Here is a 25,866-nt window from a genome sequence, read left to right as displayed (position 1 = left end):
GATTTTACCGTTTTACGTTCCGGCTGTTCAACACCACCAATGCCGTAAAAATCAAAAGAATGCCCAGCACATTTTCAACCCGCAGCATTTCTCCAAATACCACAATCCCAGCCACAGCTGCCACCATCGGCTCAGCAAACGCCAGAACCGAGGCTTTTCCTGCCTCCATCTGGCGGAGTCCCAGTGTGTAGCTTACAAACGGAAAAAAGGTAGATACAAGTCCCAGCGCCAGCCCTTTGCCAAGAAGCGCCGGAGAGGTCATCAGGCTCGAAAACACCTCCGGTAATTTTACAAAGGGAATCAGGCTGATGGTTACAGCCATAAAAAAAGCTTTATTCTGAGGTGATGATATGATAACGGAAGATGCCATGACGACATGGGGGATACTGTTTCGGGGCAGCGCATGACGCGCTGCCTATTTTTTCGAATTTATGCTATAATACAGAAAGAGGGAATCAAATTTTAGGAAAACAAGGAGAATTTCAATATGTATGATGTGTTAATTATCGGCGCCGGTCCCGGCGGTATCTTTTCTGCCTATGAGCTGATGGAACGTAAACCGGATTTAAAGATCGCTGTTTTTGAGGCAGGACATCCGCTGGAGCACCGTAAATGTCCCATTGATGGTGATAAAATCAAGTCCTGTATTCACTGCAAATGCTGCTCCATCATGAGTGGATTCGGCGGAGCCGGTGCATTTTCTGATGGAAAATACAACATTACCAATGATTTCGGCGGCACTCTCTATGAGTATATCGGAAAAAAGACAGCCATTGAACTGATGGAATATGTGGATGGAATCAATCTCCGTTTTGGCGGGGAGGGCACGAAGCTGTATTCCACTGCGGGAACAAAATTCAAGAAAACCTGTATGCAGCACGGTCTGCATCTTCTGGATGCTTCGGTCCGCCATCTGGGTACGGATATTAATTATATTGTTCTGGAGCACCTCTATGATCATCTGAAGAATAAGGTGGATTTCTATTTTGACTGTGCCATCGAAACCGTGGAGAAAACGGAGAAGGGTTACAAGGTTTACAGCGATGATACAACCTTTGAGGGTACGAAATGTATCATTTCCGCCGGCCGAAGCGGCAGTAAGTGGATGCAGAAGGTATGCAAGGACCTGGATATCCATACGAATTCCAACCGTGTGGATCTGGGTGTCCGGGTTGAACTGCCGGCTGAGATCTTTTCGGATCTTACAGATGAACTCTATGAGAGCAAGATCGTGTATCGTACGGAAAAATACGAGGATTACGTGCGCACCTTCTGTATGAATCCCAAGGGAGCTGTGGTAAATGAGAATACCAACGGCATCGTAACGGTAAATGGTCACAGCTACGAGGATCCTGCAAAGCAGACCCATAACACGAACTTTGCCCTTCTGGTAGCGAAACATTTTTCAGAGCCCTTCAAGAATTCCAATGAATATGGAGAGAGTATTGCAAAACTCAGCAACATGCTGGGCGGTGGCGTAATTGTGCAGCGTTTTGGAGACCTGATCCGCGGAAAAAGAAGCACGCAGCAGCGAATCAATGAATCTTTTACGGTTCCAACCCTCAATGCGGCTGCCGGTGATCTGAGCCTGGTTCTCCCAAAACGGATTCTGGACGGTATTATCGAGATGATTTATGCCCTGGATAAGGTGGCACCGGGTACGGCGAATGATGACACTCTTCTCTATGGAGTGGAGGTAAAATTCTACAACATGGAGGTGGAAGTGGATCACAACCTGATGACCTGTCATGATGGACTCTACGTCATCGGTGACGGCAGCGGTATTACCCATTCCCTTTCCCATGCATCTGCCAGCGGTGTCTATGTGGCACGGCAAATCGCGGAGGCAATTTAATAATAAACGGTCAGAAATGTCTATTAAAAATGGATAAGATGCAGCCCCTATCGTCTGCCATCTTATCCATCTCATTTCACTTCTTTCGCTTACCAACATCTCATTCAGATGCATTTTCCTTGATTCCCACTCAGATCCCCAACTTCCGAAACAACGCATACAATTCTTCTGCCTCGTCCATCGAAGGTTTCCATCCATATTGTTTCAAATCGACGCGGTCGCCGTCCTCGGTGGAGTCCACCCGTATTCCATCCTGTTCCAGCAGTTTTTTCTGCTGTCCCGGATAGTCGAATGCCGCCGCGCCGCTTAGAAAGCCCTTGGAATTAATCACCCTGAATGCCGGGACATCGCCCAGGCGGTTGGTGCGGAGTGCATATCCCACCTGGCGGGAATGGCGCGGCGCACCGCACAGGAGCGCGACCTGACCGTAAGTCGTCACGCAGCCGTCCGGAATGCGCCTAAATACTTCTTCCATTCTCCGATAGATGTCCATAATTATTTCCCCAGCACCTCGTCCGCATGATCAAGTGCTGCCTCGATATTCGGGCAGAAATGAGCGCGTCCGATCATATCCACAAATCCTGCCTTCTCCATCACGTGCATCGGCTGCTCGTTGACATGGGACAAAATCAATGTAACGCCGTTCTTCTGGCAGCGCTCATAGAGGGCAACCATCGAATTCATCGCTGTACTGTCAACCGCCGGAACGGCACGCATACGAAGAACCAGGCATTTCGTCTCCTCGCGGGTTTCAATCTGGTTGATGCGGTCTGCTGCACCGAAGAACAGCGGTCCCGTAATCTCATAAACAGCCAGTTCTCTCGGAATCTCCCGCAAACGTGCCTGTTCTTTCATGGCTGCTTCTTCATCTTCTGCAGCTGCCGCTAAGAGCTGTGCCTCTTCCACTGAAAGCTCTTTTCCGGCTTTTTTCGCTTTTCTTACTTCCTGCTCTTTGCGCTTCTGCTCCTCTACTTCTTCGACATAAAGCCAGCTTCTGACGCCCGTCTCATCGCTCATCCGCTTCATAAACAGCAGGCAGGATAACAGCATACCGATCTCGATCGCTACAACCAGATCGAAGATAACGGTTAAGAAGAAGGTCATCACCAGAACCGCAATATCACTCTTCGGAGCCGTCTTGGTCAGACGGACGAAGGTTCTCCACTGACACATATTGTAGGCAACCATAAACAAGATTGCCGCGATGGTCGGCATCGGGATCCAGCTTGCACACGGCATCAGAACTACCAGAATCAGAAGCAGGACAACCGCATGAACCATGCCTGCAACCGGGGTACGGCCGCCATTTTTGACATTGGCTGCGGTACGCGCGATCGCGCCCGTCGCCGGAATACCGCCAAACAGGGCGGAAATAATATTACCCGCGCCCTGTGCCACCAGCTCCGTGTTGGAACGGTGTTTTCCGCCGATCATGCCGTCCGCTACCACGCAGGAAAGCAGAGACTCAATCGCCGCCAGAACTGCAATCGTAAACGCATCCGACAGGGAACCCTGAATCTCATCGTAGCTAAACACCGGCAGACGGAACGCCGGAAGCTTGTTGCTGACCGTGTAAAGGTCGCCGATCGTATTCACATGCAGCGGCAGGAATTTTACCATTAAAATACCTGCGATAACCGCTACCAGCGATCCCGGAATTTTCTCCGTGATCATCGGCATCACGATCAGAATCGCCAGACACACCACGCCGACGATGATCGCGTGCAGGTTGACACTTCCGAATCCGGCTGCGAACGCTTTCAGCTTCTGCATCGTCTCGATCGTCTCCATGCCTGCCGGATAGGTTACGCCAAAGAAATCCTTCAACTGACCGATGACGATCGTCACCGCGATACCAGAGGTAAAGCCGGTCGTGATTGTAAACGGAATAAACTTAATCAGTGAACCAAAATGGCAGAATCCCATGATAACTAGGATAATACCTGCCATGATCGTCGCAACTGCCAGTCCTTCCACGCCGCTCTTCGCCACGATACCTGCCACGATCGTTGCAAATGCCGCCGTTGGACCTGCAATCTGTACCTGGCTGCCGCCTAAAAATGAGATCACAAATCCGGCTGCAATCGCCGTGTAGATACCCTGTTCCGGACCTACTCCCGAAGCCAGCGCCAGAGCGATCGAAAGCGGCAGCGCGATGATCGCTACGATGATACCCGCTACCACATCTGACATCAGCTGTGCGCCGGAATACTTCTTCAATGTTGTAAACAACATTGGACGTATTTTTTCCATACCTCAAACTCTCCCTTTTTCTTCCCAATTTAAATAAAAAGTAATTGCTAGCCCTAAAAAGAACCGACAATTACCTATTATACCGCAAAATAAGGGGGTGTCCAGTTTTTTCGAAATTTTAACACAGATTTCTTAGTTGTGATTTTTTTGTCAAAATGACGGATTTGTAAAATTTCTGTCACAAACTTCCGGCTATTTTTTCGATTGACTTTCCTTTAAAAAAGTCTATAATTCGTACTTGTAAAAAGCATTGAGCAGGACACGATTTCCAATTCTCCACGTTTTCAGAGAGCTGCCGGGCGATGAAAGACAGTAACGCCGATGGAAATTATCCCCTGTGAGCTGATCAGACAAACGCATGCAGGATACCAGTAGTCCGGTCCGGATTCCTACCGTTAAAGAGGAACATATTCAGAATGATGGATATGGCTGAGAGATCGGCTTTACAGCCGGTAAAAGAAGTGGTACCGCGGATGCTTATGCCTCCGTCTTCTTGAACTTTTAAAAGTTTCAGGAGGACGGAGGCTTTTTTGTTTCCCCGCTCCCGAAACTCCGGCAAACTGCCGGGACACTAAAAACCATTTGACCTATGGGAATGGAGGTATCTTTATGAACACATTAGTTATCGTAGTTATCGCATCCTGTTGTCTGGCGGCTGGTTATCTGCTCTACGGCAGATGGCTCGCCCATAAATGGGGCATTGATCCAAACGCCAAAACACCGGCCGTCACAAAAGAAGATGGTCAGGACTATGTTCCGACCGATGGCTGGGTTGTATTTGCCCACCAGTTTTCATCCATCGCCGGTGCCGGTCCTGTCACCGGTGCTATTCAGGCGGCTGTCTTTGGATGGGTTCCGGTCTTTCTCTGGATCATCCTCGGCGGCATCTTCTTCGGCGCTGTTACCGATTTTGGTGCCCTGTACGCCAGCGTTAAAAATGAAGGCAAATCGATGGGACTTCTGATTGAACAGTACATCGGCAAAACCGGTAAAAAGCTGTTCCTTCTGTTCTGCTGGCTCTTTACTTTAATTGTAACCGCCGCTTTTGCCGACATGGTTGCTGGTACATTCAATGCATATGAGACGATAGACGGCGTGACCAGCTTATCCGCCGCCGCAACTGTCAACGGCGCAGCCGGAAGCATTTCCCTTCTGTTCATTGCCTTTGCCGTTGTATTTGGACTGATTCAGAAAAAGGCTCAGTTCCATGGCTGGAAACAGACCTTGCTCGGACTTGTCTGCACGGTAGCTGCTTTCGTCATCGGCATGAACTGCCCGCTCATTACCACCAAGGCGAACTGGTCCTACATGGTATTCGCTTACATTTTCCTCGCAGCCGTTCTTCCTATGTGGCTTTTGATGGAACCGCGTGACCTGATGACAACCTTTATGTTTGCCGGTATGATTATCGGTGCCGTCGTTGGACTGCTTGTCGCACATCCGGCAATGAACCTGGCGCCTTACACTGGTTTCCACAATGAGAAATCCGGTGACCTGTTCCCGATTTTGTTTGTAACCGTTGCCTGCGGCGCCGTATCCGGTTTCCACAGCCTGGTTTCCTCGGGTACTTCCTCCAAGGCAATCACCAATGAAAAGGATATGCCGAAAGTTGGCTTCGGCGCTATGCTTTTGGAAAGTTTACTGGCTGTCCTGGCTCTGTGCGTTGCCGGTGCTGCCGCTTCCGCTGATGGCACGCCTGCAACCGGTACTCCGTTTGCTATCTTCTCCTCCGGTGTTGCCGGATTCCTGGAGATGTTCGGCATCCCGGTTTACGCTGCCCAGTGCTTTATGACGATGTGCGTCTCCGCACTTGCCCTGACAAGCCTGGATTCCGTTGCACGTATCGGACGTATGTCCTTCCAGGAGCTGTTCAGTGTCGATGACATGGAACACGCCGAAGGATGGAGAAAGCTTCTCTGCAACAAATATTTTGCAACGGTTATCACCTTGGTATGCGGCTACATTTTAACCCAGATTGGCTATTCCAACATCTGGCCGCTGTTTGGCAGCGCCAACCAGCTGTTAAGCGCCCTGGTTCTCATCACCCTGTGCGTCTTCTTACGCGTCACCGGCCGTGAAAACCGCACGCTGCTGGTTCCACTGGTTGTTATGCTGTGCGTTACCTTCACCGCACTCGTTGAGCGCTGCATCGCACTGGTAAAGGCTTACAATGCCGGAACCGCTGTCTTTATGGTAGAAGGACTGCAGCTTATCATCGCGGTTCTGCTGATGGTTCTGGGTGTCATTATTGTGGTTCATTCCGGTAAAGTACTGTTTTCGAAATCGACTGCTTCGAAGACAGAAAACGATAAAAGATCTGAAATGAATAAACCGGCGCATTGCTAATGATTTCATCAAAATCAATTATAACCCGACTATAGGTGCCAAAAAGGGAGTCTCTCGCTCACGAAAAGAGACTCCCTTTTTTGGTATTTTTTAATTCTATTGATAACCACTCTGCTACTATATGATGCCAACTCTTCACTTCTGAATCTTTTTCACTGCGAATAATTGGCACTTTTGTTACTGTTCACGCATACGTGCCCAGTAACGGAATTTGCCGTGGCTTCGCATTTAAATACGGCAAATTCCTGCTGCCACCACGTTTTCTTACGGCACTTTCGGTTCCAAAAGTGCCTACCCGTGTACAATAACGCACTTTTTTCTATTCTTTCATCTTTTCTCAAATTTCTCTGGTATTTCCCCTGCATTTCGTCTATAATAGGAAGCAAATTTTTCAACCGAGCACAGCGCTGACAGGCGTTGTATCAGACAGGAGGAAACATGGATATTGTATGTTTAGATCTAGAAGGTGTATTAGTACCGGAAATCTGGATCGCATTTGCTGAAGAAACCGGAATCCCGGAGTTAAAACGCACCACCCGCGATGAGCCGGATTATAACAAACTGATGAATTACCGTTTAAACATCCTGCGCGAGCACGGACTGGGACTCAAGGAAATTCAGGAAACGATCTCTAAAATTGATCCGCTTCCGGGCGCAAGGGAGTTTTTAGACAAATTAAAAGAAATTACTCAGGTAATCATCATCAGCGATACCTTCTCCCAGTTTGCCGGACCTCTGATGAAGAAACTTGGCTATCCGACCATCTTCTGCAACTCTCTGGTTGTCAGCGAAAATGGTGAGATTACCGATTTTAAGATGCGCTGTGAGAAATCCAAATATACAACCGTCAAAGCACTCCAGTCCTGCGGCTTCGAGACGATCGCCAGCGGCGACAGCCACAACGACCTCGCCATGATTGAGGCAAGCAAGGCGGGCTTCCTCTTCCGCACGACGGAGGAGATCAAGGCAGAATATCCGCAGATTCCGGCTTATGAGACGTATGATGAGCTGTTAGAAGCGATTAAAAAGGTATTAGCGTAAACATTCCGTATTTTCATAATTGCATATGCAATCGTAAAAGCAGCCCCCGGAATCCACACTCCGGGAGCTGCTTTTCAATCGTTTATCCTCTCAAATGTTCACTGATTATTTTTCAATAAATAACTGTTTTACATCAAATGCCTCGTCGATCATGCCGGATTCATACATGAAATCAGCGGTCTTCTGGAAGCCTTCTTTGTCATCATCTGTGATCTCGGTAGAGAAATCATAGAGATCGTACATGCTTTTGACTGCATCGGTGTCCAGATCCAGCTCATCGGCTACGATCTGCATCGTCTCATCCGGTTTTTCTTCCATGAAATCAGCAATCTCGGTCTGTGCTTCTTCCAGCTTCTCGATGATCTCCGGGTGCTCGTCATAGAATTTCTGTGTCACTGCCACTGCAATGATCGCCTTAATCAGGCCTTCGCCGTCAGCTACCAGGTGGTAACCCTGCTTCCCTGCATTGTAAGCAGTTGCGCCAGCAACCAGAGCCACGTCTACACTGCCGCCGTCCAGACCTGCTTTTGCATCCGGGATCGACATATTGACATAGTTGACATCGTCGATCGTCATGCCAGCCGTTGCCAGATAGGAAACGAGAAGCTCATGCAGGTTGGTTCCGGTCGGTCCTGCGATTGTCTTTCCTCTCAGGCTTTCCGGCGTCGTCAGGGACTCATCCTTAGAATACATACAGAATGCCTTCGGAGAACGGCTGTACATATTTAATACCTTGATATCCGCTCCATTTGCTGCAGACAGAATCACCGAAGTTCCGCCAACCGCATACAAAACCTGCACATCGCCGGAAGCCAGCGCCTGTGTCTGATCTGCCCCGGAGGTCAGCTCCGCATAATCAACCTCAATCCCCATATCGCCAAATGTTTTTTCAAAAATACCCTGATTTTTCTCGATGATCGTCGGCACATTGAGCGGAGAAGTTACATACGTAAAGGTCAGCTTATCCAGATCAGATTCTTTCGCTGTCTCCTCCTCGGCTGCCGCCTCCTCTGCGCTGGTTTCTGCCTCTGCCTGCGTGCTCTCAGCCGCATCTTTTGTACCGGAGCAGCCTGCCAGGGAAGCTGCGGTAAGGCAGAGTGCCATTCCCATTGCCATCCATCGTTTCATCATAATCGTTCCTCCTCTAAATAAAATGTAAATTATTTATAATATCCCTTTTCAGGGTTATCATCTCCTCCTCCAAAAGATTCCTCTCTTCCTGCGGCGCCTTGACCTCATAGAGCGCCTTGACCATGCCCTTTTCAATGACCGCAATCTGGCTTCCCAGAATCAGTGCCTCATCGATGCTGTGCGTCACAAACAGAATGCTCGCACTGCGCTCCTGCTGGACGCGCAGAAGCTCTTTCTGCATCTGTTCCCTTGTAAAATAGTCTAGTGCGGCAAACGGCTCATCCATCATGATAAAGGTCGGCTCATACGCCAGCGCCCGCGCGATCGCCGCCCGCTGCTGCATTCCGCCGGAGAGCTGTGCCGGATATGCTTTTTCAAATCCAGATAATCCGACCGTGCGGATAACCGCCTCTATTTTCCCCGGATCTGTCTCCTTTTTTGAAAGCCCGAACACCACATTTTCCCAGACGGTCAACCACGGCATGAGGCGCGGTTCCTGAAAGACAAATGCCGTCTTGTGGGCGCTCTCCCAGCAGATCTCTCCGCTGTCCGCCGTCTCCAGTCCTCCGGTCAGCCGCAGAAGCGTCGTTTTCCCGCATCCGCTCTGCCCCAGAATCACGGTGATTCTCCCCGCCGGAAGCAACAGGTTGATCCCGTTTAAAACGGGAATCTCCCGGTTATCCACCCGGTATGTTTTATGAATATCAATCAGTTCAATTCCAGCCATTTTCCCCGGATCCTTTCAGCACAAATCCTATCATCCATCCAAACAGGCGGTCCGTCACATATCCGACTGCCCCGATCACCAGAATCCCCACGATCACCTTGTCGGTCCGCGACATCTGCTGTGCAAATAAAATCATATGTCCAAGCCCGGTGGACGCCGCCACCATCTCCGCACCGATAATGGCGCGCCAGCTATAGCCAAGCCCGATCCGCATTCCGACCAGAATATCTGCCATCGCATAGGGCAGAATGATGCGGAAAAATTTGCGGCGCTTCGAGTAGCCGAACATATCGCCCACTTCCAGAAGTTTCGAATCGCACCCGGTAAATCCCTTCACGATATTTAAGTACATCGGGAAAAAGGACGCCAGCACAATAATCACCGTCTTCGTCGTCTCTCCGATTCCGCACCAGAGAATCAGCAGCGGAATCATGCTGAGCGGCGGGACATTGCGGAAAAACTGCACAATATACTCATAGTAAACGCTGCTGCCCGGAAACAGCGCCCGGAACGTTCCCAGCACAAAGGCAAACAGGAACGCAATCGCAAATCCCTTCATGACACGCAGGAAACTGATTGAAACATCCCGCCACAGTTCCCCGGTTTTCACCATTTTTAAAAAGCTCGTCCACACCCGCGCCGGGGACGGCAGCACATACGCACTGACCATCTCCATGCGGCAGACCAAATACCAGATCAGAAATACCGCTCCGATTCCCAGCGCCGGACCGAAGTATTTCTGCCAATTATCCTTGAATTTCTTCGTTTCTTTCATTCTTCCCATTCTTTTGCCGCAATTCATGCATTTTCCGCTTCTTCAAGCGTTTTCCATGAAGCGCAACTTTCTCTCACTCTGTCTGCACGCCATCCCCGTGATGGCATCCATCCTTACAATACAAAAGTTCCAGCAGATCCGCCTGCTTCCAGCTTCCGCTCTCCACATATGCCCGGATTTTCTTCGGACTGCTGACACTCTCTACCTTCGCCGCCTGTCCATCTTTCCGGCAGATTCCCGCAAAATACCCCGGCGGAATCGGGCTGTCTTCGATCGCCCGGACGCGCACCTCACCGCCCGCCAGACGATTCCATGCGATAAACCGCGTATTCTCAAGTCCCAGCGAATTTCCAAGCACCGCAAGACTCTGGCATGGCGTCGTGATGATCTTCTCCCCATCCGCCAGATCCGGACGCGTGCTTAATTCCCGCGCACAGTGAAGTAAAATCGGCTCGATCGGGGCAACTTTCAGGTTTTCAATTCCAGATTCGTTTTCCGGCTCCTTCTGTATCTCTTCAAGCAGCCGAACCGCCTCCGGACAGCGCGCATCCGCAAGCGTCACGCCCACCCGCAGACTAGCTTCATATCTTTCCCGGACGATCCGTCCCCAATCGCCCCGGCACTCGACCCGCGTCAGACCATGCCGTTCTAAAAAACGCTTCAGCGAATCTTCCTCACACATCCCGGCAGAAACCGGATTTATCCACAAATACTGCATTGTTTCTCCACTCTATCCAATCAGGCTGCCTAGCTTTCACACCTATGCACCTAATTTACTGCGTTTTCACGTTCCCTGCAAGTTAGTTTTTTCTAACTAGCTTATCATAGCAAAAAATCGATATATTGTCCAGTTTTGATTGTAAACTTTTACAATTTTATAAGTTGACACTAGCCGGTAAAAATGATAAAATCAGTTTTAATAGTTCCTATTTTCCTATGCCTTTAATAGGTTTTATTCCGAACAGATTCCTGTTTTTATTGAATCCTATAAAAAAAGCAGGCGGACAGGGCATCAAGGATACAATTCAGGCGATCGAAAATGCCGGATATACCTATGAGATCGAGTCGGATGACCGTGAAGAATAATGGGACGCATTTTTCTATAAAAAAGGTTTTAACCAATTCTCGCACTTTCCGTGAAAATCGGCTAAAACCATTTTTCATTACAGCATATTAATAAACCCGGTCGATACCAGGAAAAGAACCAGCATGACAGCCGGCACAATATACCGGATTAAGAAGCTGTACATACCTGCTCTTGAAAAATGTTCCCCATTTTTCTCGACTTCTTCCACGATCCACTTCGGTCCGACCACCCATCCAATCAGGATGCTGGTTAAGAAGGAAATGATCGGCATAAGGAAGCTGTTGCTGATATAATCCATCACATCAAGCAGCTGTCCGGTGGAACCGTTCGGCAGCTTCAACTCAAAATACAGAACATTGTAGCCCAGACAAATGAGAACCGCCGTGATCAGGGAATAGATTCCGACCATCACACACATCTGTTTTCTCGTCTTTCCAAACACTTCCATGCAGTTGGCAACCAGCGTTTCCATGACAGAAACGCAGGATGTCAGCGCCGCAAAGCCAAGCATCAGGAAAAATGCAAGTCCCACGATATGACCGGCGCCGCCCATCGCCTGAAATACCTTTGGAAGCGAAATAAAGGTCAGACTCGGACCGGACGCCATGCCGTCGCGTCCTAAAAATACAAAGACCGCCGGAATAATCATCATGCCGGACAGAAGCGCCACACCTGTATCAAAAAATTCAATCTGGTTGGTCGCTTTATTCAGATCAATCTCATCTTTAACGTAAGAACCATACGTTACCATAATTCCCATCGACACACTCAGTGAAAAGAACAGCTGGCTCATCGCATCCAGCAGTACCTCTAAAAATCCTTTCACAGTCAGCCCCGTAAAATCTGGGCGCACATACACCAAAAATCCCTGCAGTCCTGTCCGGACGGTTCCATCCGCATCGGTATAGGAAAGTGTCAGTGAAAAAATCGCAATTCCGATGACCAGCAGAATCAGCCCCGGCATGATGAAACAGGAAAACTTCTCGATTCCCTTCTCCACGCCTCTGTATACAACCCAGATCGTCAGTGCCAGAAAAATTCCGGTAAAAATAAGCGGTGCTTCCTTTGCGGTGATAAAAGATGTAAAATATCCACCCTGCGCTACCTCTCTGCCGGATGTCGTCAGATATTCAAAGAAATACTTCGTAATCCAGCCGCCGATGACCGAATAATAGGTCATAATCAGCATCGGAACCAGAAACGTCAGGTATCCGACAAACTTCCACTTCGGATGCAGCGTTCCAAACGCCTGCAGCGCATTCTCCTTCGTTCTTCTGCCGATCGCCACATCCGTCGTCAGAAGTACAAATCCAAATGTCGCCACCAGCACCAGATACACCAGCAGGAACAGTCCGCCTCCGTCTTTCGCACATAAATACGGAAAACGCCAGATATTTCCTACACCGACGGCACTTCCGGCTGCTGCCAGCACAAACCCCAGCGAACCGCTGAAGCTGTTTTTCTTTTTTGCCATTTACTTATAACCCCCGTGATTGTAACTTTTATGTCCGTCTCCCGAGGACATAGACAGCTTCTATTCTACCTGTTTTTATTAGAATTACAAGTATCTGCCGGCAATTTTCTCCTCAAATTTCTCCCCCTCCCGCTTTTCTTCCCAGCCGCCCCATCGTTACTGTTCACGCATCATGCTCAGTAACGGAATTTGCCGTGGCTTCGCACTTAATTTATTTTCCCCCCCCCCTTCATCTCTACTTGCCTGCCTTATCATCTTCTGCTAAAATTAAAAAGATAAAAACAGAAATTTTCCCATGGAATGAGGCATATACACAATGAACAACAATCAAACCTTCCCGCGTCTTTGCCGGGTTTTAGAAATATACGAAGCCGATTTTGGCTGTGAAGAACGCCCGGACGGACAGGAAACGATGGTCTGTGTCCGTCTGCTGGACACAACTGAAAATGCAAACCTCTCAGAGCATCCAGAATACACGATACGCACCGCGGATCAGGCACTCTATGATGCCGGAATCAATGAGGGCGATCGCGTCTGGTTTGACCCGGAATCCGGGCAGATTGAGAAAGCGGCTGAATCACACTAAAATATAAAGAGTTACAAAGGAATATCAAAATGGAACCATTTTACTATAATCACATGAACAAGAACCAGCAAGCCGCCTACCGCGCCATGCAGCAGGGACTTACCAATCTCTCCGACGAATTTCAGATTCCGCGCCTGGAGGGAAAGGATTTAAGCAATGTATTTTTTGAACTGCGGCTCGATCACCCGGAGATTTTCTGGGCTTCCGGCTTTAAATATAAGTATTACCCAGATTCCCCGAACCTGATTCTGATACCGGAATACCTCTTTGACAAGGGCAAGATCCGCGAACATCAGAAAGCGATGAGCGCCCGCGTCGAAAAACTTGCCCGCCCAGCAATGAAGCTGACTGAACTGGAAAAAGAACGCTATATCCACGATTTTATCTGCGAACACGTTCACTATGACAAATTAAAAAAGCCCTACTCCCATGAGATTATCGGACCTCTGGGACAGGGCGTCGGCGTCTGCGAGGGCATCGCCAAATCGGTCAAAATTCTTTGTGATACGCTCGGCATCTGGTGCATGATCGCGCTCTGCGGCAATAACCCTGAAAAGGGCATCAAATACCGCCATACCTGGAACATCGTCAAGATCGGGAAAACGTACTACCATCTGGACGCTACCTTCGACAACAGTCTCGGCAAATGCCTCCAGACCGGCGAGGAAATCCGCTACGATTACTTCAATCTCGACGACAAGGCGATCTTCCGCGACCACGAACCGCTCATCGCCCCGGCGCCTGCCTGCACGGACAGCGATCATTTCTACTACAAAGAAAAGAAACTCTCCTTTACCAAACAAGAGGATGTATACAAACGTTCTCTCCAGGCTGCCAAGAAAGGAAAAACTCTTACCTTCCACTGGCGGGGCGGCTATCTGACCAAAGAAGTCTTACGGGAACTCCTGGATCTTATCGAAAAAGCCGGAAGCGAACGCCAGAAAACAGCCCTAATTAAGCTTAACTGGCCCCAGGCAGTTCTGCGCGTCCGCTACACCGATGAGGCCATCCAGCCGATTGTCACCATGGAGGAAGCAAATGAAGGGGAAGAAACCCCGGAAGGCACAGCGTCTTTATAGTTCGCTGTGCTTTTCCGCGGAGCATTTTTGTGTCATAGGACGAAGTTTCCTATGACATGAAGATTCTAACAATCATAGGGATCATCTTCCAAAACCAGATCCTGATGTTTATCAAATCTGCCTGCCAAAGGAGCTTATCCAGAAAATTTTACGCTGTTTTTTTGCTATACGTCAATGATTAGGATGAAATTTCTTAGAATTTTTCTCAAAGGAACTATTGCTATAGTCTCTCTTTTACTTCCATAACTGGGCACACACCAACTCCAGTACACTTCCCGCGATACATCTCGCCTTGTCCGAGATCAGAAAACAGTTGGAAAGTTCCTCTTTTCTCGGATCGACATCTGCTACCTTGAAATGTTCCGTCACCCGATAACCATCCCGCAAAAGACCTCGCAGAATGCCCGTGATCTGTGTCTGAACCAGAAGTTTCGTTCCGTCCTCCTGCCAAATCTCCGCGATCGTGTCCCCGGCTTCAACGATATCACCGATCACACGCACATTTTTGAAAATACCCGCTGCCTGCGCGTGAATCACCCGCTCTGCACCGTATCCACCGATCACGCCCGGAATCCCCGTATTCGGGATTGCCGCACCCTCGCGGATAATTCGCCCCAGCCGGTGACCGCGCTTTGTCTCCACCACAACATCCACATCCTCACCTGCCGTAAAGCCCGGACCAAGTGCAATCGTGAGCGGTGCCATATCCCAGCGGGTTCCAAGATTTCGCTTTGCCAGAATCGCATCGATCACAACAGCCGGTTTCAACGCTCCAATCGACACGCCTTTCGGATCAATCAAAATCGGCACGCTATTTTCCTGCCAGACCGCTTCTGCCTCCTCATATCGATCAATCCGGACAGCACGAAGCCCCTCGACCTCAGTTGTTTTTGTATAAACCGCCTCACACAGAGCTACCTGTCGCCGGATCGCCGCCGGATTTTCAATCTCCAGCACCAGCACCCGAAGCCCTGCCGCCCAGAGCCGATGAATCGTCCCAGTTGCCAGGTCACCGCCGCCGCGCACAATAATTAAATCATCTCGTTTCATGAGGATGCCTTCTCCTATCTCACTTTTGTTACTATTATTTCCATTACCTGTTTATGCAGCTTCTTCTTCAAATAATTCCTTTGATTGTGTTTTCTGCTTTTAGAGTAATTCTTTTTACTGCCACACACACGACACCTTATCATAAACAGAAGTGTCTATCCGTCCGCTCCACTGCTCCCACTCTTCCGGACGCATCCGCCACGCAAGACCACAGCCGGCAGAAATCTCCCTCGGAAGTGGAATTAAACGTCCCGGAATGCCCGTTTCCATACATCGTTTTTCCCATTCCATCGCCGCCACAGTTGTCTGAAAGGACAGTACGATAAATGGATGTTTTTCTCTCATACTACCAATTTCTCCCCTACGCTTCCTCTGCCAGTGCCCGAACTGCTTCTGCTGCCCTCTCAATCTCCTCTTCCGTATTAAAATGCGAAAAACTGAACCGCACCACTCCCTGACCGACCGTTCCAAGCGCCCGGTGCATGAGCGGCGCACAGTGTGCCCCCGCGCGGACGCAGATGCCGTATTCCTCCCAGAGTGCATCCGCCACACGTGCCGAATCTTCCCCGGCAAGGTTGAGGGAGACGATCGGCGCATGACATTTTGCCGCCGGATCTCCATACACAATGATGCCCGGAATTTCCTTCACCTGTTCGTAAAAACGGCGTGTTAAATCCCGCTCCCGTTTCTGCAATTTCTCGATCCCCTGATCCATCCGGTAACGGATGCCTGCTGCCAGCCCCGCCAGACCATGGACATTGAGCGTCCCGGCTTCGAGTGCCGTTGGCATTTCCTTCGGATGGTGTTCATCATAACTGTGAATGCCGCTGCCGCCAACCAGAAGTGGTTCCACCGAAAGTCCCGGCTTCACATACAGCCCGCCGGTTCCCTGTGGTCCCAGAAGCGCCTTATGCCCGGTAAAACAGAGCACGTCGATTCCGAGCTTCTGCACGGAAAACAATTCTTCCCCTGCAGTCTGCGACGCATCCACAATCAGAAGCAGTCCATTCCGTTTAACAAACGAAGAAATATAGGAAAGATCCGTCACATTTCCTGTCACGTTGGACGCGCCGGTAATTACCACCGCACGCGTCTCTGGGCGCAGACATGCTTCCAACTCTTCATATTTTAGATTTCCACGCGCATCCACACCCACAAAACTAAGCATCGCTCCCTGATCACGCAGACGATAAAGAGGGCGCAGCACCGAATTATGCTCACAGACCGTCGTGATCACGTGATCGCCCGGACGAATCAGCCCGGAAATGGCTATGTTCAGCGCCTCCGTTGCGTTTGCCGTAAAGGCAATCCGCGACGCATCTTCCGCATCAAACAATTCTGCTGCTGCCGCACGTGCCCCGTACACCAGTCTTGAAGCATGTAAGGTTGCCTCATGCGCGCCGCGCCCCGGATTTCCTGCGGTGCGAAGCGCCTCAAGGACTGCCTGTTCCACCTGCAGCGGCTTTTGACGCGAAGTCGCCGCATTGTCCATATAAATCATGGTTTTACCACATTTCCAGCGCCCAGCATTTTTTCAGCGATGACATACATGTTGGTTACACCGCCGACTGCCAGCTTCTCGGTCAGACCATAGAAATTCAGGCAGGTGCCGCAGGTCAGGATCTCCACACCTTCTGCCTCCAGTGTCTTCAGATCCTCCAGCATCGGAGATCCTTCACAGGTCAGACTGGCTCCGCCGTTATAGAAAAGAATGGTTTTCGGCAAGTTGTCCTGCTGGGTCAGGGCAAATGTAAATGCCTTCAAAAGCGTCTTTCCAAGTTCCTCACTGCCCTCGCCCATCTTATCATTGGCAATCACAACCACGGTATCGGTACGGCTGTCCGGAATACAGGCTTCGCATCCGGCTCCTGCCTGTGCTTTTTCCTCTTCTGTCTGTTCACCCACCGTAAAGATAACCTGATATTCCTGATCCGCCAGCTTCTTTGCACTGCTCTGATAGCCCTTCTGCTCTGCCATTTTCGTCAGATTCTGAACTGCAATCTCATTATCCACCAGCACCTCCACCTGTCCGGCACCCGAAAGTTCCTCTATCGCGTGTTTTGCCTTTACGACCGGAATCGGGCATGCGTCTCCTCTTGCATCTACTTTCTTCATTTCTGTTTCCTCCTATCCTCGTACAAAAATTTCAACCTCTCCCGGTTCCGTGATCGTTCCCACGATCCGCGCCGGAAGCCCGGCGTTCTGCAGCTCCTGTTCCAGTTTCTCCGCCTCATCCGGGGCAGCTGCCATCAGAAGTCCGCCGGAGGTCTGCGGGTCAAACAAGACCTCTTCCATTGAAAACGGTACATTTTCAAACTGCACCGCCGCCCCAACATGGTTGCGGTTTCTCTGTCCTGCCGCCGTGTATAAAAACGCATCTGCCGACTCACGTGCGCCCGGAAGCACCGGGATATGATTCACATCAATCTCGCACGACAGCCCGCGCCCCATCATTTCATGCAGATGTCCCAGAAAACCGAACCCAGTCACATCTGTGCACGCGTGAACCGTGTACTTCCGGCTGATTTCCGCCGCTGTTTTATTGAGCGTCGTCATCGACTGTACCGCTCCGTCCACCTGCTCTTTTGTCACTTCTCCGACGCGGTTTGCCGAACAAATCAGCCCAACACCCAATGCCTTTGTCAAAATCAGGCTGTCGCCCGGCTGTCCGGCATCATTGGCGTACAGCTTTTTCGGATTTACCAGTCCCGTCACGGACAAACCGTATTTCACGCCCGTGTCCGCAATCGAGTGACCGCCCGCGAGAATGCCGCCTGCTTCTGCCACCTTCTCCGCGCCGCCCTGTAAAATCTGTCCCAGAACATTCAAATCCATTGATTCCGGAAAACACACCAGATTCAGCGCCGTCTTGACCTCACCGCCCATCGCGTACACGTCGCTCAGCGCATTTGCCGCTGCAACCTGTCCAAAAATATACGGATCGTCCACCATCGGCGGGAAGAAATCAACCGTCTGCACCAGCGCCAGATCCTCCGTGACCTGATACACTGCCGCATCGTCCCGGCTGTCATATCCGACTAAAAGATTCGGATCCTTCTCGCCGCGCGGTAGTTTTTCCAAAATGCGGCTTAAAACACCAGCTCCCAGCTTTGCCGTACAGCCTCCGCCCGTACAAAATACGATATCTTTTTTCTCACCCATCTCTCTCACTCCTGATTTCGTTCTGTTCCTGAAAAGGAAGTTAAAATTCCCTGAATTCCGTAGCTATGTTTCAGGATATCCAGTACCTTTCTGCCATCCTCCCGGCGCTCTGACGTGTCCGCCTGGTTCAGAACCACAAAAAACGAACGCCCCGATATATCTTTTCTGGCACCGTTTTCGCTACCAAGAAGCCACGCCAGAAGTTCTGGGGTCAAAGGCGTATCTTTCGAAATGGGCACTTCTTTGAGCAGTCTTTTTCCTTCTTTGGGATAAGCTGCGTCCCCATACTCGCACACATCCCTGTTCCACGCCTCAATCGCCAGCTCCGCCCGGAAGCACACCTCCCCCAGCGGACGATACAGGGCACTCAGCCCCGCAACCGCCAGCACGATATCGCTCTGCGGCAGTATCACCGGCTCATACGCCGCCGGAAATTTACACGGAAGACATTTCGCGCCATCCGCCTCCAGAAATGTGATATCTGCATCCGAAATCCATTCGCTTCGAATCGATTCTGGCAGAATTGTCAATTTTTCGTGTGGGGCTGGGGTTCCGGCTACGACATAGGTTCCCTGCTGCCAGAGACGATCGCGCTCTTTTCTGGCATTCTCCCACGCGGTATTTTCTTCCTCATTTACCGCAATCCACGGCACATTTACCGGCTTCCGAATATGCGTCGTCGTCGCCGTCAGCACCCGCCATCCCTTCGCCGTGCAGTACGCCGACAGCGCATACAGAAGCGTCGTCTTTCCGCCTCCGCCAATCAGCGAGACCACGTGTCCTTTTTCACGTAAGAAAGGAAACTTCTGCTCCCAGTCCATCACCGCAGCTTCTCTTCCCATTCCTTCTCCCGAAATCCCGTTAAAACAGTATCTCCATCCACAATGAGAGGGCGTTTTACCAACATCCCATTGGTGGCAAGCAGCTTCAACTGTTCGTCCTCGCTCATCTGCGGCAGCTTATCCTTTAACTGCATTTCCTTATATAGCATCCCGCTCGTATTGAAAAATTTCTTGATCGGCAGCCCGCTTCTCGCCTGCCACTTCTTCAATTCCTCATACGTCGGATTTTCCTCCACGATATGGCGCTCTGTATATGAAATTTCCTGTGCATCCAGCCATTTTTTCGCTTTCTGGCAGGTACTGCATTTTGGATAATAAATAAACAGCATCGTATTCCTCCTTTGTGAGCATGCTTGCTATTATACGGCACCTTCTATTTTAAATGCGGCCGTTTTAAACAAAGCATTTTACCTTTTTAAATTACCTACAGAAATTATACCCAGACACCAGAAAGATTGCAAGGGATGCCTGAAAATGATACAATAATAGTATCTGCAACTATATTCAAGTCGAACGTCCGTGAGACTTGGCGCGTGATCCTGGTCAGCGAAGCTGACATATTCCTATCAGAATCACTGCGCAATCTCGCGGAGCGTTTATCTCAGTCGGAGACAAGGCTTCCACTGAGACAAATTTGCTATTACTCACCACCTGAAGAGGTAGGAATCTTCTCGACTGAGATACCCCCCTCTTTTATACCAACAGGGAAACACATTCACCCAAAAATTATTATAAAAATATCCACTATGAAAGAAAAAATATTTAACATCATCCAGATCGGCGACAAGAGCAACCGTATCAGCCGTGCATTCGATATTTTCATCACCTTCACGATCATCTGCAATATCATTGTCACGTTTCTGGAAACATTCGATCAATTAACATCCTTCGGTGGTCTGTTTACCATGCTAGAACATGCCAGTGTCCTGATTTTCTGTATTGAATACGCGCTGCGCATCTGGACTGCCGACTATCTCTATCCAGAAAAAACGCCGGGACGCGCCCGGTTCTGCTTTCTCATTTCCTTTGATGGAGTGGTGGATCTGCTGACGATCATTCCGGTCTTTTTTCTGTCGGGCTTCATCATTTTCCGTATGCTGCGCGTGGCGCGGATTTTCCATCTGTTCCGGCTCAATGCGAAATACGACTCGTTCAACATCATTACCACCGTACTCTATGAAAAACGGAACCAGATCATTTCCTCTGTGTTCATCGTCATGGTGCTGATGCTGGCGAGCAGCATGTGCATGTATAGTGTCGAGCACAACGCTCAGCCGGACATTTTCCGCAATGCATTCAGCGGCATCTGGTGGAGTATGTCCACGCTGCTGACCGTCGGTTACGGCGATATTTACCCGGTCACAACGCTTGGGCGCGTGATGGCGATCTGCATCGCCTACCTCGGAGTCGGTGCCGTCGCGATCCCAACCGGTATCATCAGCGCCGGTTTCGTCGAACAGTACCAGCGCAAGAGCAGCCTGTCCAGCATGAAGGACGCGGATATTCAGGAAATTGCCGAGGTTTTCGTCGATAAACGGTATGCCGGAAAAACCATTGAAGAGATGGAAGAAGAGCAGAATATCAAGATATTTCTGGTGCTGCGCGATGATCTGTCGGTGCTTCCGCAGAAAAATATGGTTTTGAAATTAAATGATATTGTGATTATACGAATAGAAAATGAAGCGTAATCAAACTTATCATCAAACATTTTTTTATGAACGTGAAAAAGAATGTGCCTTGGCACATTCTCGCGCCGAGCGCGGTCGCTTGCGACATGTTTCTGCTTCGCGCGAGTGCGCATCATTGGCACGTTAGTGCCTTTTTGTGTAATAGGAAATTCCAAGGAATTTCCTATTACACAAAAAGACTGCCGTCCAAAGTTTCTCTCTCTGGACAGCAGCCTTTTCTTTCCTTCAAAATCAGCTTCTCAGCTCAATTCCATACGTCTTATTCAGCTGTTTCAGCACTTTCTTGACATATCCGTCAACGGTATCTGCCTTGAACGCCTCTTCCTTCGGAGTGAAGAGAACGGTAAATGCCATCGATTTCTTATCGGCTGCGATCTGTCTGCCCTCGTATACGTCGAACAGGCTAACATCCTTGACGTAAGCACAAGCCTCGCGGATACAGCCCTCAACCTGTCCGCAGGTGATGTCTTTGTCCATAACCAGCGCCAGATCACGTTTTTCCTCCGGGAATTTTGGAAGCGGCTCAAATACTTTGGCTTTTCCATACCATTTCTCCAGCGCTTTCATGCTGATCTCCAACACATACGCATCTTCGCGCATTGCCTCTTCCTTCATGATCTCATATTTTACCTTACCGAGGTAACCAATCTCTTCGCCCTCGCAGAAGATCGCTGCGGTCTGATACGGATGCAGGAACGGTTTCTCTGCTTTTTCATAGTTAAAAGTAATATTTAAAACATTGGCAACTGCCTCTGCCATTCCCTTTAAGGTAAAGAAGGACTCTTCCTTACCAAATGCACCGATGCACAGCGTCTCTCGCTCTTCCGGATATTCCGTCAGAGGCAGGGACTTCGGAATAAATGCATTTCCAATCTCGAAGATACGTCCCTCGAAGATGCCTCTCTTCTGGTTGCGTCCCATCGCATGAATCATCTGCGGTGCCAGTGTTGTTCTCATCAGGGACAGATCCTCGTTGATCGGATTCATGATGCGGATCGCCCTGCGCTCTGGCGCGTCCTCTGCAAATCCCATTTCATCCAGATCCGACGGGGAGAAGAAGGAATAGTGGATTCCCTCAAATGCGCCAACACTGCACAGCGTTCTCTTTACTTTCAGAATTGTTCTCTGACGCAGGTTGCTTCCACCGATCGTCACCTTAGCACTCGGCATGAAGGTCGATGTGATGTGATCGTAGCCGTACATACGGATCACTTCCTCGGCAACATCCGGATAATCTTCCATATCCTCGCGGTATGCCGGGAAATGCATGGTCAGTTCGTCGCCGTTGATCTCCGGCTGGAAGTTTAAGCCAGTCAGGATGCGTAAAATATCCTCGTTCGGAACGGTAATACCCAGAACAGCGTTTACCTTCTTAACACTTGTCTTGAAGGTAGTCGGCTCTAAGGAGTTTCCGGTATTTACATTTTTATGGGTCTTGGAAATCTTACCAGCTCCCAGCTCCTCAATCAGGTGCAGGGCACGTTTCATCGCCATCTCGGTTGTGTACTCATCGACGCCCTTAGAATATCGTTGGCTCGCGTCGGATCCCTGTCCTAATGCACGGGAGCTTCTGCGGATGTTGTCACGGGCAAATTTAGCTGCCTCGAACATCACTTCCGTCGTGGTATCACGGATCTCAGAATTTAAACCACCCATGATTCCGGCAAGTGCTACCGGCTTTTTGCCGTCGCAGATAACCAGATTGTTCGGATTTAAGGTAAATTCTTTCTCATCCAGCGTCACGATCTTCTCGCCCTCGGCCGCGCGTCTTACGTTGATCGCATTGCCCTCCAGATAATCGCAGTCAAACGCATGAAGCGGCTGACCTAACTCACGCATGATATAGTTTGTAATATCAACAATATTGGAAATGGAATTATTCCCTACCAAAGCCAGACGTCGTCTCATCCATGCCGGGGACTGACCCAGTTTTACGTCATATACATAGTGTGCAATGTAACGCGGGCAAAGATCCTGTGCCTCTACCGTTACGTTGAAGCCTTCTTTCTCAACTTCTGTCTCAGTGTAATCCAGTGCCGGTGTCTTGAGCGGCTCGCCCAGTGCGGCGGCAACCTCTCTTGCCAGACCGAAAATACTCTGGCAGTCCGGACGGTTTGCCGTGATAGAAACATCGAAGATCCAGTCATTTAAGCCAGTCAGCTCTTTGACATCCGAACCAATCTCCGCATCCTCCGGCAGAACCAGCAATCCGTTGTAACCAGCACCCGGATACAGATCCTCATTTAAGCCAAGCTCGGTACCGGAACACAGCATACCCTGGGACTCATAACCTCTCAATTTACCCTTTTTAATGGTAGCCACGCCCTCGATCGTCACATGATCTTTTGCAGTTGCATATACTTTCGCGCCAATCATGGCAACTGGGAATTTTCCGCCAGCTTTTACATTGTCAGCGCCACAGCAGATCTGTAAGAGTTCCGGACCACCTACATTGACCTGGCACACATGAAGATGTGTTTCCGGAATCGGCTCACAGGAGTCAACATAACCAACGACGATGCCGCTGATATCCTTGCCAACCTGCCATTTTTCTTCTACCTCAAATCCACAGTCAAAAAGCTTCTTCTCCAGCTCATCTGCGGAAATATTAATATCTACATAATCTTTTAACCAGCTTAACGGTACAAGCATTTCTAATCCTCCTGTCCTGATCAGTCATCGATCTGATCCAGCACACGCAGATCAGACTCAAAAAGCATCTTGATGTTGTTGATGCCGTATTTCAGCATTGCGATACGCTCCAGACCCAATCCGAATGCGAATCCACTGTATTTATTGGAATCAATGCCGCAGTTTTCCAGTACCTTCTTATTTACCACACCAGCGCCGAGAACCTCGATCCAGCCTGTTTCCTTGCACAGACGGCAGCCCTTGCCGCCGCACTGGAAGCAGCTTACATCGACCTCAACAGACGGCTCCGTGAACGGGAAATAGGACGGACGAAGTCTCGTTTTTGTCTGCTCACCGAAAATTCTCTGAACAAACATATCCAGCATACCCTTTAAATCACACAGGGTGATGCCCTCATCAACAACCAGACCTTCCATCTGGCTGAACATCGGAGAATGGGTCGCATCATCGTCAGAACGGAATACTTTACCCGGGGAAACAACCTTGATCGGCGGTTTTTTCGCTTCCATGACATGAACTTGTCCAGCCGATGTCTGGGTACGGAGCAAGAATTCCGGAGACAGATAGAATGTATCCTGCATATCGCGCGCCGGATGATCCTGCGGTGTATTTAAAGCTGTAAAGTTATAATAATCGGTCTCGATCTCGGTTCCCTCATATACCTCAAATCCCATAGAGGTGAAGATATCCGTCAGCTGATTGCGGACCGTCGTAACTGGATGCAGATTACCGTAACGGATTTTAACCGGCGGCATCGTGATATCAATCTTCTCCGATTCATAGCGCTGCTGCTGCTCTTTCTCTTTTAATTTCTGATCCAGCTCGTCAAAGAAATTGTTTGCCCACTCCTTGGCGCCGTTGATAGTCTTACCAAATTCCGCTTTCTGGTCATTGGCAACATTGCGCATTTCTTTCATCAGCAGACCAATTCTGCCCTGCTTATTATCCAGAAAGGTCTTCTTAAACTCATAGACACTCTTGGAAGTCGTCAGAGCATCCGCACCCTGGCGGATTTCCTCTTTGATCGCAGTGATCACTTCATTCAGCTCTTTTAAATCCTGCATGATTTCTCTCCTTCTATTACTTTTGTTGCTTTTTATCTTGATATTGCTTTAACTTGTGGACACGAATTTGGGCATAAAGGATGTTCTCTGGCACATTCGGGTGTCTCGCGCGGTCGCTTGCGACATGACATAAAAAAATCCCTTCGCACAAAACGTGCAAAGGGACGATCATATCTATACCGCGGTACCACCCAGCTTCCTGTCGGCAGGTCATTTTTTCGTCTGCCACAGACACTTTCCGGTATGTAACGTACACCAGACGGCAATGCCTACTCTAAATTTCAGCAATGCAGCTCCCGTGGGAAATTCGGATATCTGTCTGAACGGAAAAAGGCTCACAGCCGCTGACCTCTTCTCTCTGACCGGAAACAGTATCTTATAAAACACGATCATAGCTTTTGGTTTGTTTGGTTTGATTGATTTCATGTATGCAATCTGTTTATTATTTTAGGCATGTTGGTGGGAAATGTCAAGGGATTTCTTTCCTTGATATTTTCATTGATATTTTCATCTTGGTATTTTCAAATTATAAGAAATTTTACTTACTGCAAGCATTTTGCAAGCACAAAGCCCAGAAACCTCTAAAAAAGCAGATGTTTCAGTTTGAAAACTTCCGTGTAAGGAAGCTCACTGCAATCAATGCCCTAAATTTTTATATTACCCTGTGCATGGCATTTCTGGCACATATGTCCATGAAATCAGAAACGCATGCCCTGAAGGTTGCAATCATACAGAAAGCAGACCCTATAAAAGAAAAAATCCATTTCAGCTATTATCGGCTGGCTAAAGGTATCTCAGGCATACTGTCGTATGTAAAAGAAGGGATCAGGCTATGGTTTCGGACAAAACGTCCGATATACCGTCAACTTTGCCTTAAGCTGGTCGCTTAAATAGATAAAAGAATAACTCTCCCAAGTAGTGAAAGGAATCATCCATTTATTATTTATCTCCTTCTTCTATCATATAGAATAATTATAATTCAAACATTTAGAATTGTTATTATATTTGTGGTGTATGTCAACAACTTTTTTTCTTTTTAATTCTACCAGCAGAC

General features: G+C 49.2%; 23 protein-coding genes and 1 other annotated feature. Of the genes, 6 read left to right on the top strand and 17 right to left on the bottom strand.

Going from position 1 to position 25,866, the window contains the following annotated elements; translation table 11 throughout:
• Positions 1-4: 4 nt before the first annotated feature.
• Complete coding sequence (locus DXB70_RS08295) at positions 5-322, bottom strand: EamA family transporter (RefSeq protein ID WP_182434524.1); 318 nt, start codon at positions 320-322, stop codon at positions 5-7.
• Between the two features lie 165 nt (positions 323-487).
• Here DXB70_RS08295 and DXB70_RS08290 point away from each other — a divergent pair, with 165 nt between their 5' ends.
• Complete coding sequence (locus DXB70_RS08290) at positions 488-1,855, top strand: NAD(P)/FAD-dependent oxidoreductase (RefSeq protein ID WP_118673123.1); 1,368 nt, start codon at positions 488-490, stop codon at positions 1,853-1,855.
• A 130-nt stretch (positions 1,856-1,985) separates the two neighbouring features.
• Here the strand turns inward: DXB70_RS08290 and DXB70_RS08285 are convergent, their stop codons facing one another.
• Positions 1,986-2,348: an MGMT family protein gene (locus DXB70_RS08285; RefSeq protein WP_022359068.1), complete on the bottom strand. Its 363-nt coding sequence runs from the start codon at positions 2,346-2,348 to the stop codon at positions 1,986-1,988.
• 2 nt (positions 2,349-2,350) lie between these two features.
• Positions 2,351-4,108: a SulP family inorganic anion transporter gene (locus tag DXB70_RS08280; protein ID WP_118673122.1), complete on the bottom strand. Its 1,758-nt coding sequence runs from the start codon at positions 4,106-4,108 to the stop codon at positions 2,351-2,353.
• A gap of 241 nt (positions 4,109-4,349) precedes the next feature.
• Positions 4,350-4,604 (top strand) — a binding site (T-box leader).
• A gap of 113 nt (positions 4,605-4,717) precedes the next feature.
• Here DXB70_RS08280 and DXB70_RS08275 point away from each other — a divergent pair.
• Both DXB70_RS08275 and thrH read left to right on the top strand, forming a co-directional pair.
• Positions 4,718-6,454 (top strand): carbon starvation CstA family protein, encoded by a 1,737-nt coding sequence (locus DXB70_RS08275; RefSeq protein WP_118673121.1) that lies wholly within the window; start codon positions 4,718-4,720, stop codon positions 6,452-6,454.
• A 438-nt stretch (positions 6,455-6,892) separates the two neighbouring features.
• Positions 6,893-7,495: a bifunctional phosphoserine phosphatase/homoserine phosphotransferase ThrH gene (thrH, locus tag DXB70_RS08270; protein WP_022359071.1), complete on the top strand. Its 603-nt coding sequence runs from the start codon at positions 6,893-6,895 to the stop codon at positions 7,493-7,495.
• Between the two features lie 105 nt (positions 7,496-7,600).
• Here thrH and DXB70_RS08265 read toward each other — a convergent pair whose 3' ends face one another.
• From DXB70_RS08265 to DXB70_RS08245, 5 genes are all read right to left on the bottom strand, one after another.
• Positions 7,601-8,626, bottom strand: coding sequence for an NrtA/SsuA/CpmA family ABC transporter substrate-binding protein (locus tag DXB70_RS08265; RefSeq protein ID WP_333489837.1), 1,026 nt, complete (start codon positions 8,624-8,626; stop codon positions 7,601-7,603).
• Between the two features lie 13 nt (positions 8,627-8,639).
• Positions 8,640-9,353 carry an ATP-binding cassette domain-containing protein gene (locus DXB70_RS08260; RefSeq protein WP_118673120.1) on the bottom strand — a complete coding sequence of 238 codons (714 nt, stop codon included), beginning with the start codon at positions 9,351-9,353 and terminating at the stop codon, positions 8,640-8,642.
• Positions 9,340-10,128, bottom strand: coding sequence for an ABC transporter permease (locus tag DXB70_RS08255; protein WP_118673152.1), 789 nt, complete (start codon positions 10,126-10,128; stop codon positions 9,340-9,342). Before DXB70_RS08255 ends, DXB70_RS08260 begins: the two co-directional genes overlap by 14 nt.
• Before the next feature lie 73 nt (positions 10,129-10,201).
• Positions 10,202-10,846 carry a hypothetical protein gene (locus DXB70_RS08250; protein ID WP_118673119.1) on the bottom strand — a complete coding sequence of 215 codons (645 nt, stop codon included), beginning with the start codon at positions 10,844-10,846 and terminating at the stop codon, positions 10,202-10,204.
• A 445-nt stretch (positions 10,847-11,291) separates the two neighbouring features.
• Positions 11,292-12,689, bottom strand: a complete 1,398-nt coding sequence (locus DXB70_RS08245; RefSeq protein WP_118673118.1) for a sodium-dependent transporter — start codon at positions 12,687-12,689, stop codon at positions 11,292-11,294.
• A gap of 316 nt (positions 12,690-13,005) precedes the next feature.
• On the opposite strand from DXB70_RS08245, the gene DXB70_RS08240 reads away from it, so the two are divergent.
• On the top strand, positions 13,006-13,275 hold the full coding sequence (locus tag DXB70_RS08240; protein ID WP_118673117.1) for a hypothetical protein: 270 nt from the start codon (positions 13,006-13,008) through the stop codon (positions 13,273-13,275).
• Positions 13,276-13,304: 29 nt separating this feature from the next.
• The gene (locus tag DXB70_RS08235; protein WP_118673116.1) at positions 13,305-14,354 is read left to right on the top strand and encodes a transglutaminase domain-containing protein; all 1,050 of its coding nucleotides are present in this window, start codon (positions 13,305-13,307) and stop codon (positions 14,352-14,354) included.
• Between the two features lie 234 nt (positions 14,355-14,588).
• On the opposite strand, the gene yqeB is transcribed toward DXB70_RS08235, so the two are convergent.
• From yqeB to DXB70_RS08200, 7 genes are all read right to left on the bottom strand, one after another.
• Complete coding sequence (yqeB, locus tag DXB70_RS08230; RefSeq protein ID WP_118673115.1) at positions 14,589-15,404, bottom strand: selenium-dependent molybdenum cofactor biosynthesis protein YqeB; 816 nt, start codon at positions 15,402-15,404, stop codon at positions 14,589-14,591.
• Between the two features lie 114 nt (positions 15,405-15,518).
• Positions 15,519-15,749, bottom strand: coding sequence for a DUF3343 domain-containing protein (locus DXB70_RS08225; RefSeq protein WP_118491640.1), 231 nt, complete (start codon positions 15,747-15,749; stop codon positions 15,519-15,521).
• A 16-nt stretch (positions 15,750-15,765) separates the two neighbouring features.
• Positions 15,766-16,905, bottom strand: coding sequence for an aminotransferase class V-fold PLP-dependent enzyme (locus DXB70_RS08220; RefSeq protein WP_118468193.1), 1,140 nt, complete (start codon positions 16,903-16,905; stop codon positions 15,766-15,768).
• The gene (gene yedF, locus DXB70_RS08215; protein ID WP_022359082.1) at positions 16,902-17,519 is read right to left on the bottom strand and encodes a sulfurtransferase-like selenium metabolism protein YedF; all 618 of its coding nucleotides are present in this window, start codon (positions 17,517-17,519) and stop codon (positions 16,902-16,904) included. Before yedF ends, DXB70_RS08220 begins: the two co-directional genes overlap by 4 nt.
• Before the next feature lie 12 nt (positions 17,520-17,531).
• Positions 17,532-18,566, bottom strand: a complete 1,035-nt coding sequence (gene selD, locus DXB70_RS08210) for a selenide, water dikinase SelD (RefSeq protein WP_118673114.1) — start codon at positions 18,564-18,566, stop codon at positions 17,532-17,534.
• 5 nt (positions 18,567-18,571) lie between these two features.
• Positions 18,572-19,408, bottom strand: a complete 837-nt coding sequence (yqeC, locus tag DXB70_RS08205; RefSeq protein WP_243099933.1) for a selenium cofactor biosynthesis protein YqeC — start codon at positions 19,406-19,408, stop codon at positions 18,572-18,574.
• Complete coding sequence (locus tag DXB70_RS08200) at positions 19,387-19,737, bottom strand: arsenate reductase family protein (RefSeq protein WP_118673113.1); 351 nt, start codon at positions 19,735-19,737, stop codon at positions 19,387-19,389. Before DXB70_RS08200 ends, yqeC begins: the two co-directional genes overlap by 22 nt.
• A gap of 417 nt (positions 19,738-20,154) precedes the next feature.
• Here DXB70_RS08200 and DXB70_RS08195 point away from each other — a divergent pair, with 417 nt between their 5' ends.
• Positions 20,155-21,096, top strand: a complete 942-nt coding sequence (locus DXB70_RS08195; RefSeq protein WP_022359086.1) for an ion transporter — start codon at positions 20,155-20,157, stop codon at positions 21,094-21,096.
• Positions 21,097-21,327: 231 nt separating this feature from the next.
• Here DXB70_RS08195 and pheT read toward each other — a convergent pair whose 3' ends face one another.
• Together pheT and pheS are read right to left on the bottom strand one after the other, a co-directional pair.
• Entirely contained in the window at positions 21,328-23,748 is a 2,421-nt protein-coding gene (gene pheT, locus DXB70_RS08190) for a phenylalanine--tRNA ligase subunit beta (protein WP_118673112.1), read from the bottom strand.
• Between the two features lie 20 nt (positions 23,749-23,768).
• Positions 23,769-24,812, bottom strand: a complete 1,044-nt coding sequence (gene pheS, locus DXB70_RS08185) for a phenylalanine--tRNA ligase subunit alpha (protein ID WP_022359088.1) — start codon at positions 24,810-24,812, stop codon at positions 23,769-23,771.
• Positions 24,813-25,866: the final 1,054 nt, after the last annotated feature.

This window comes from Clostridium sp. OM05-5BH, from assembly GCF_003481505.1.
GTDB classification, from domain to species: domain Bacteria; phylum Bacillota; class Clostridia; order Lachnospirales; family Lachnospiraceae; genus Otoolea; species Otoolea fessa.
The sequence above is the reverse complement of the archived record's forward strand: the minus strand, read 5'-3'. Positions and strand labels throughout refer to the sequence as shown.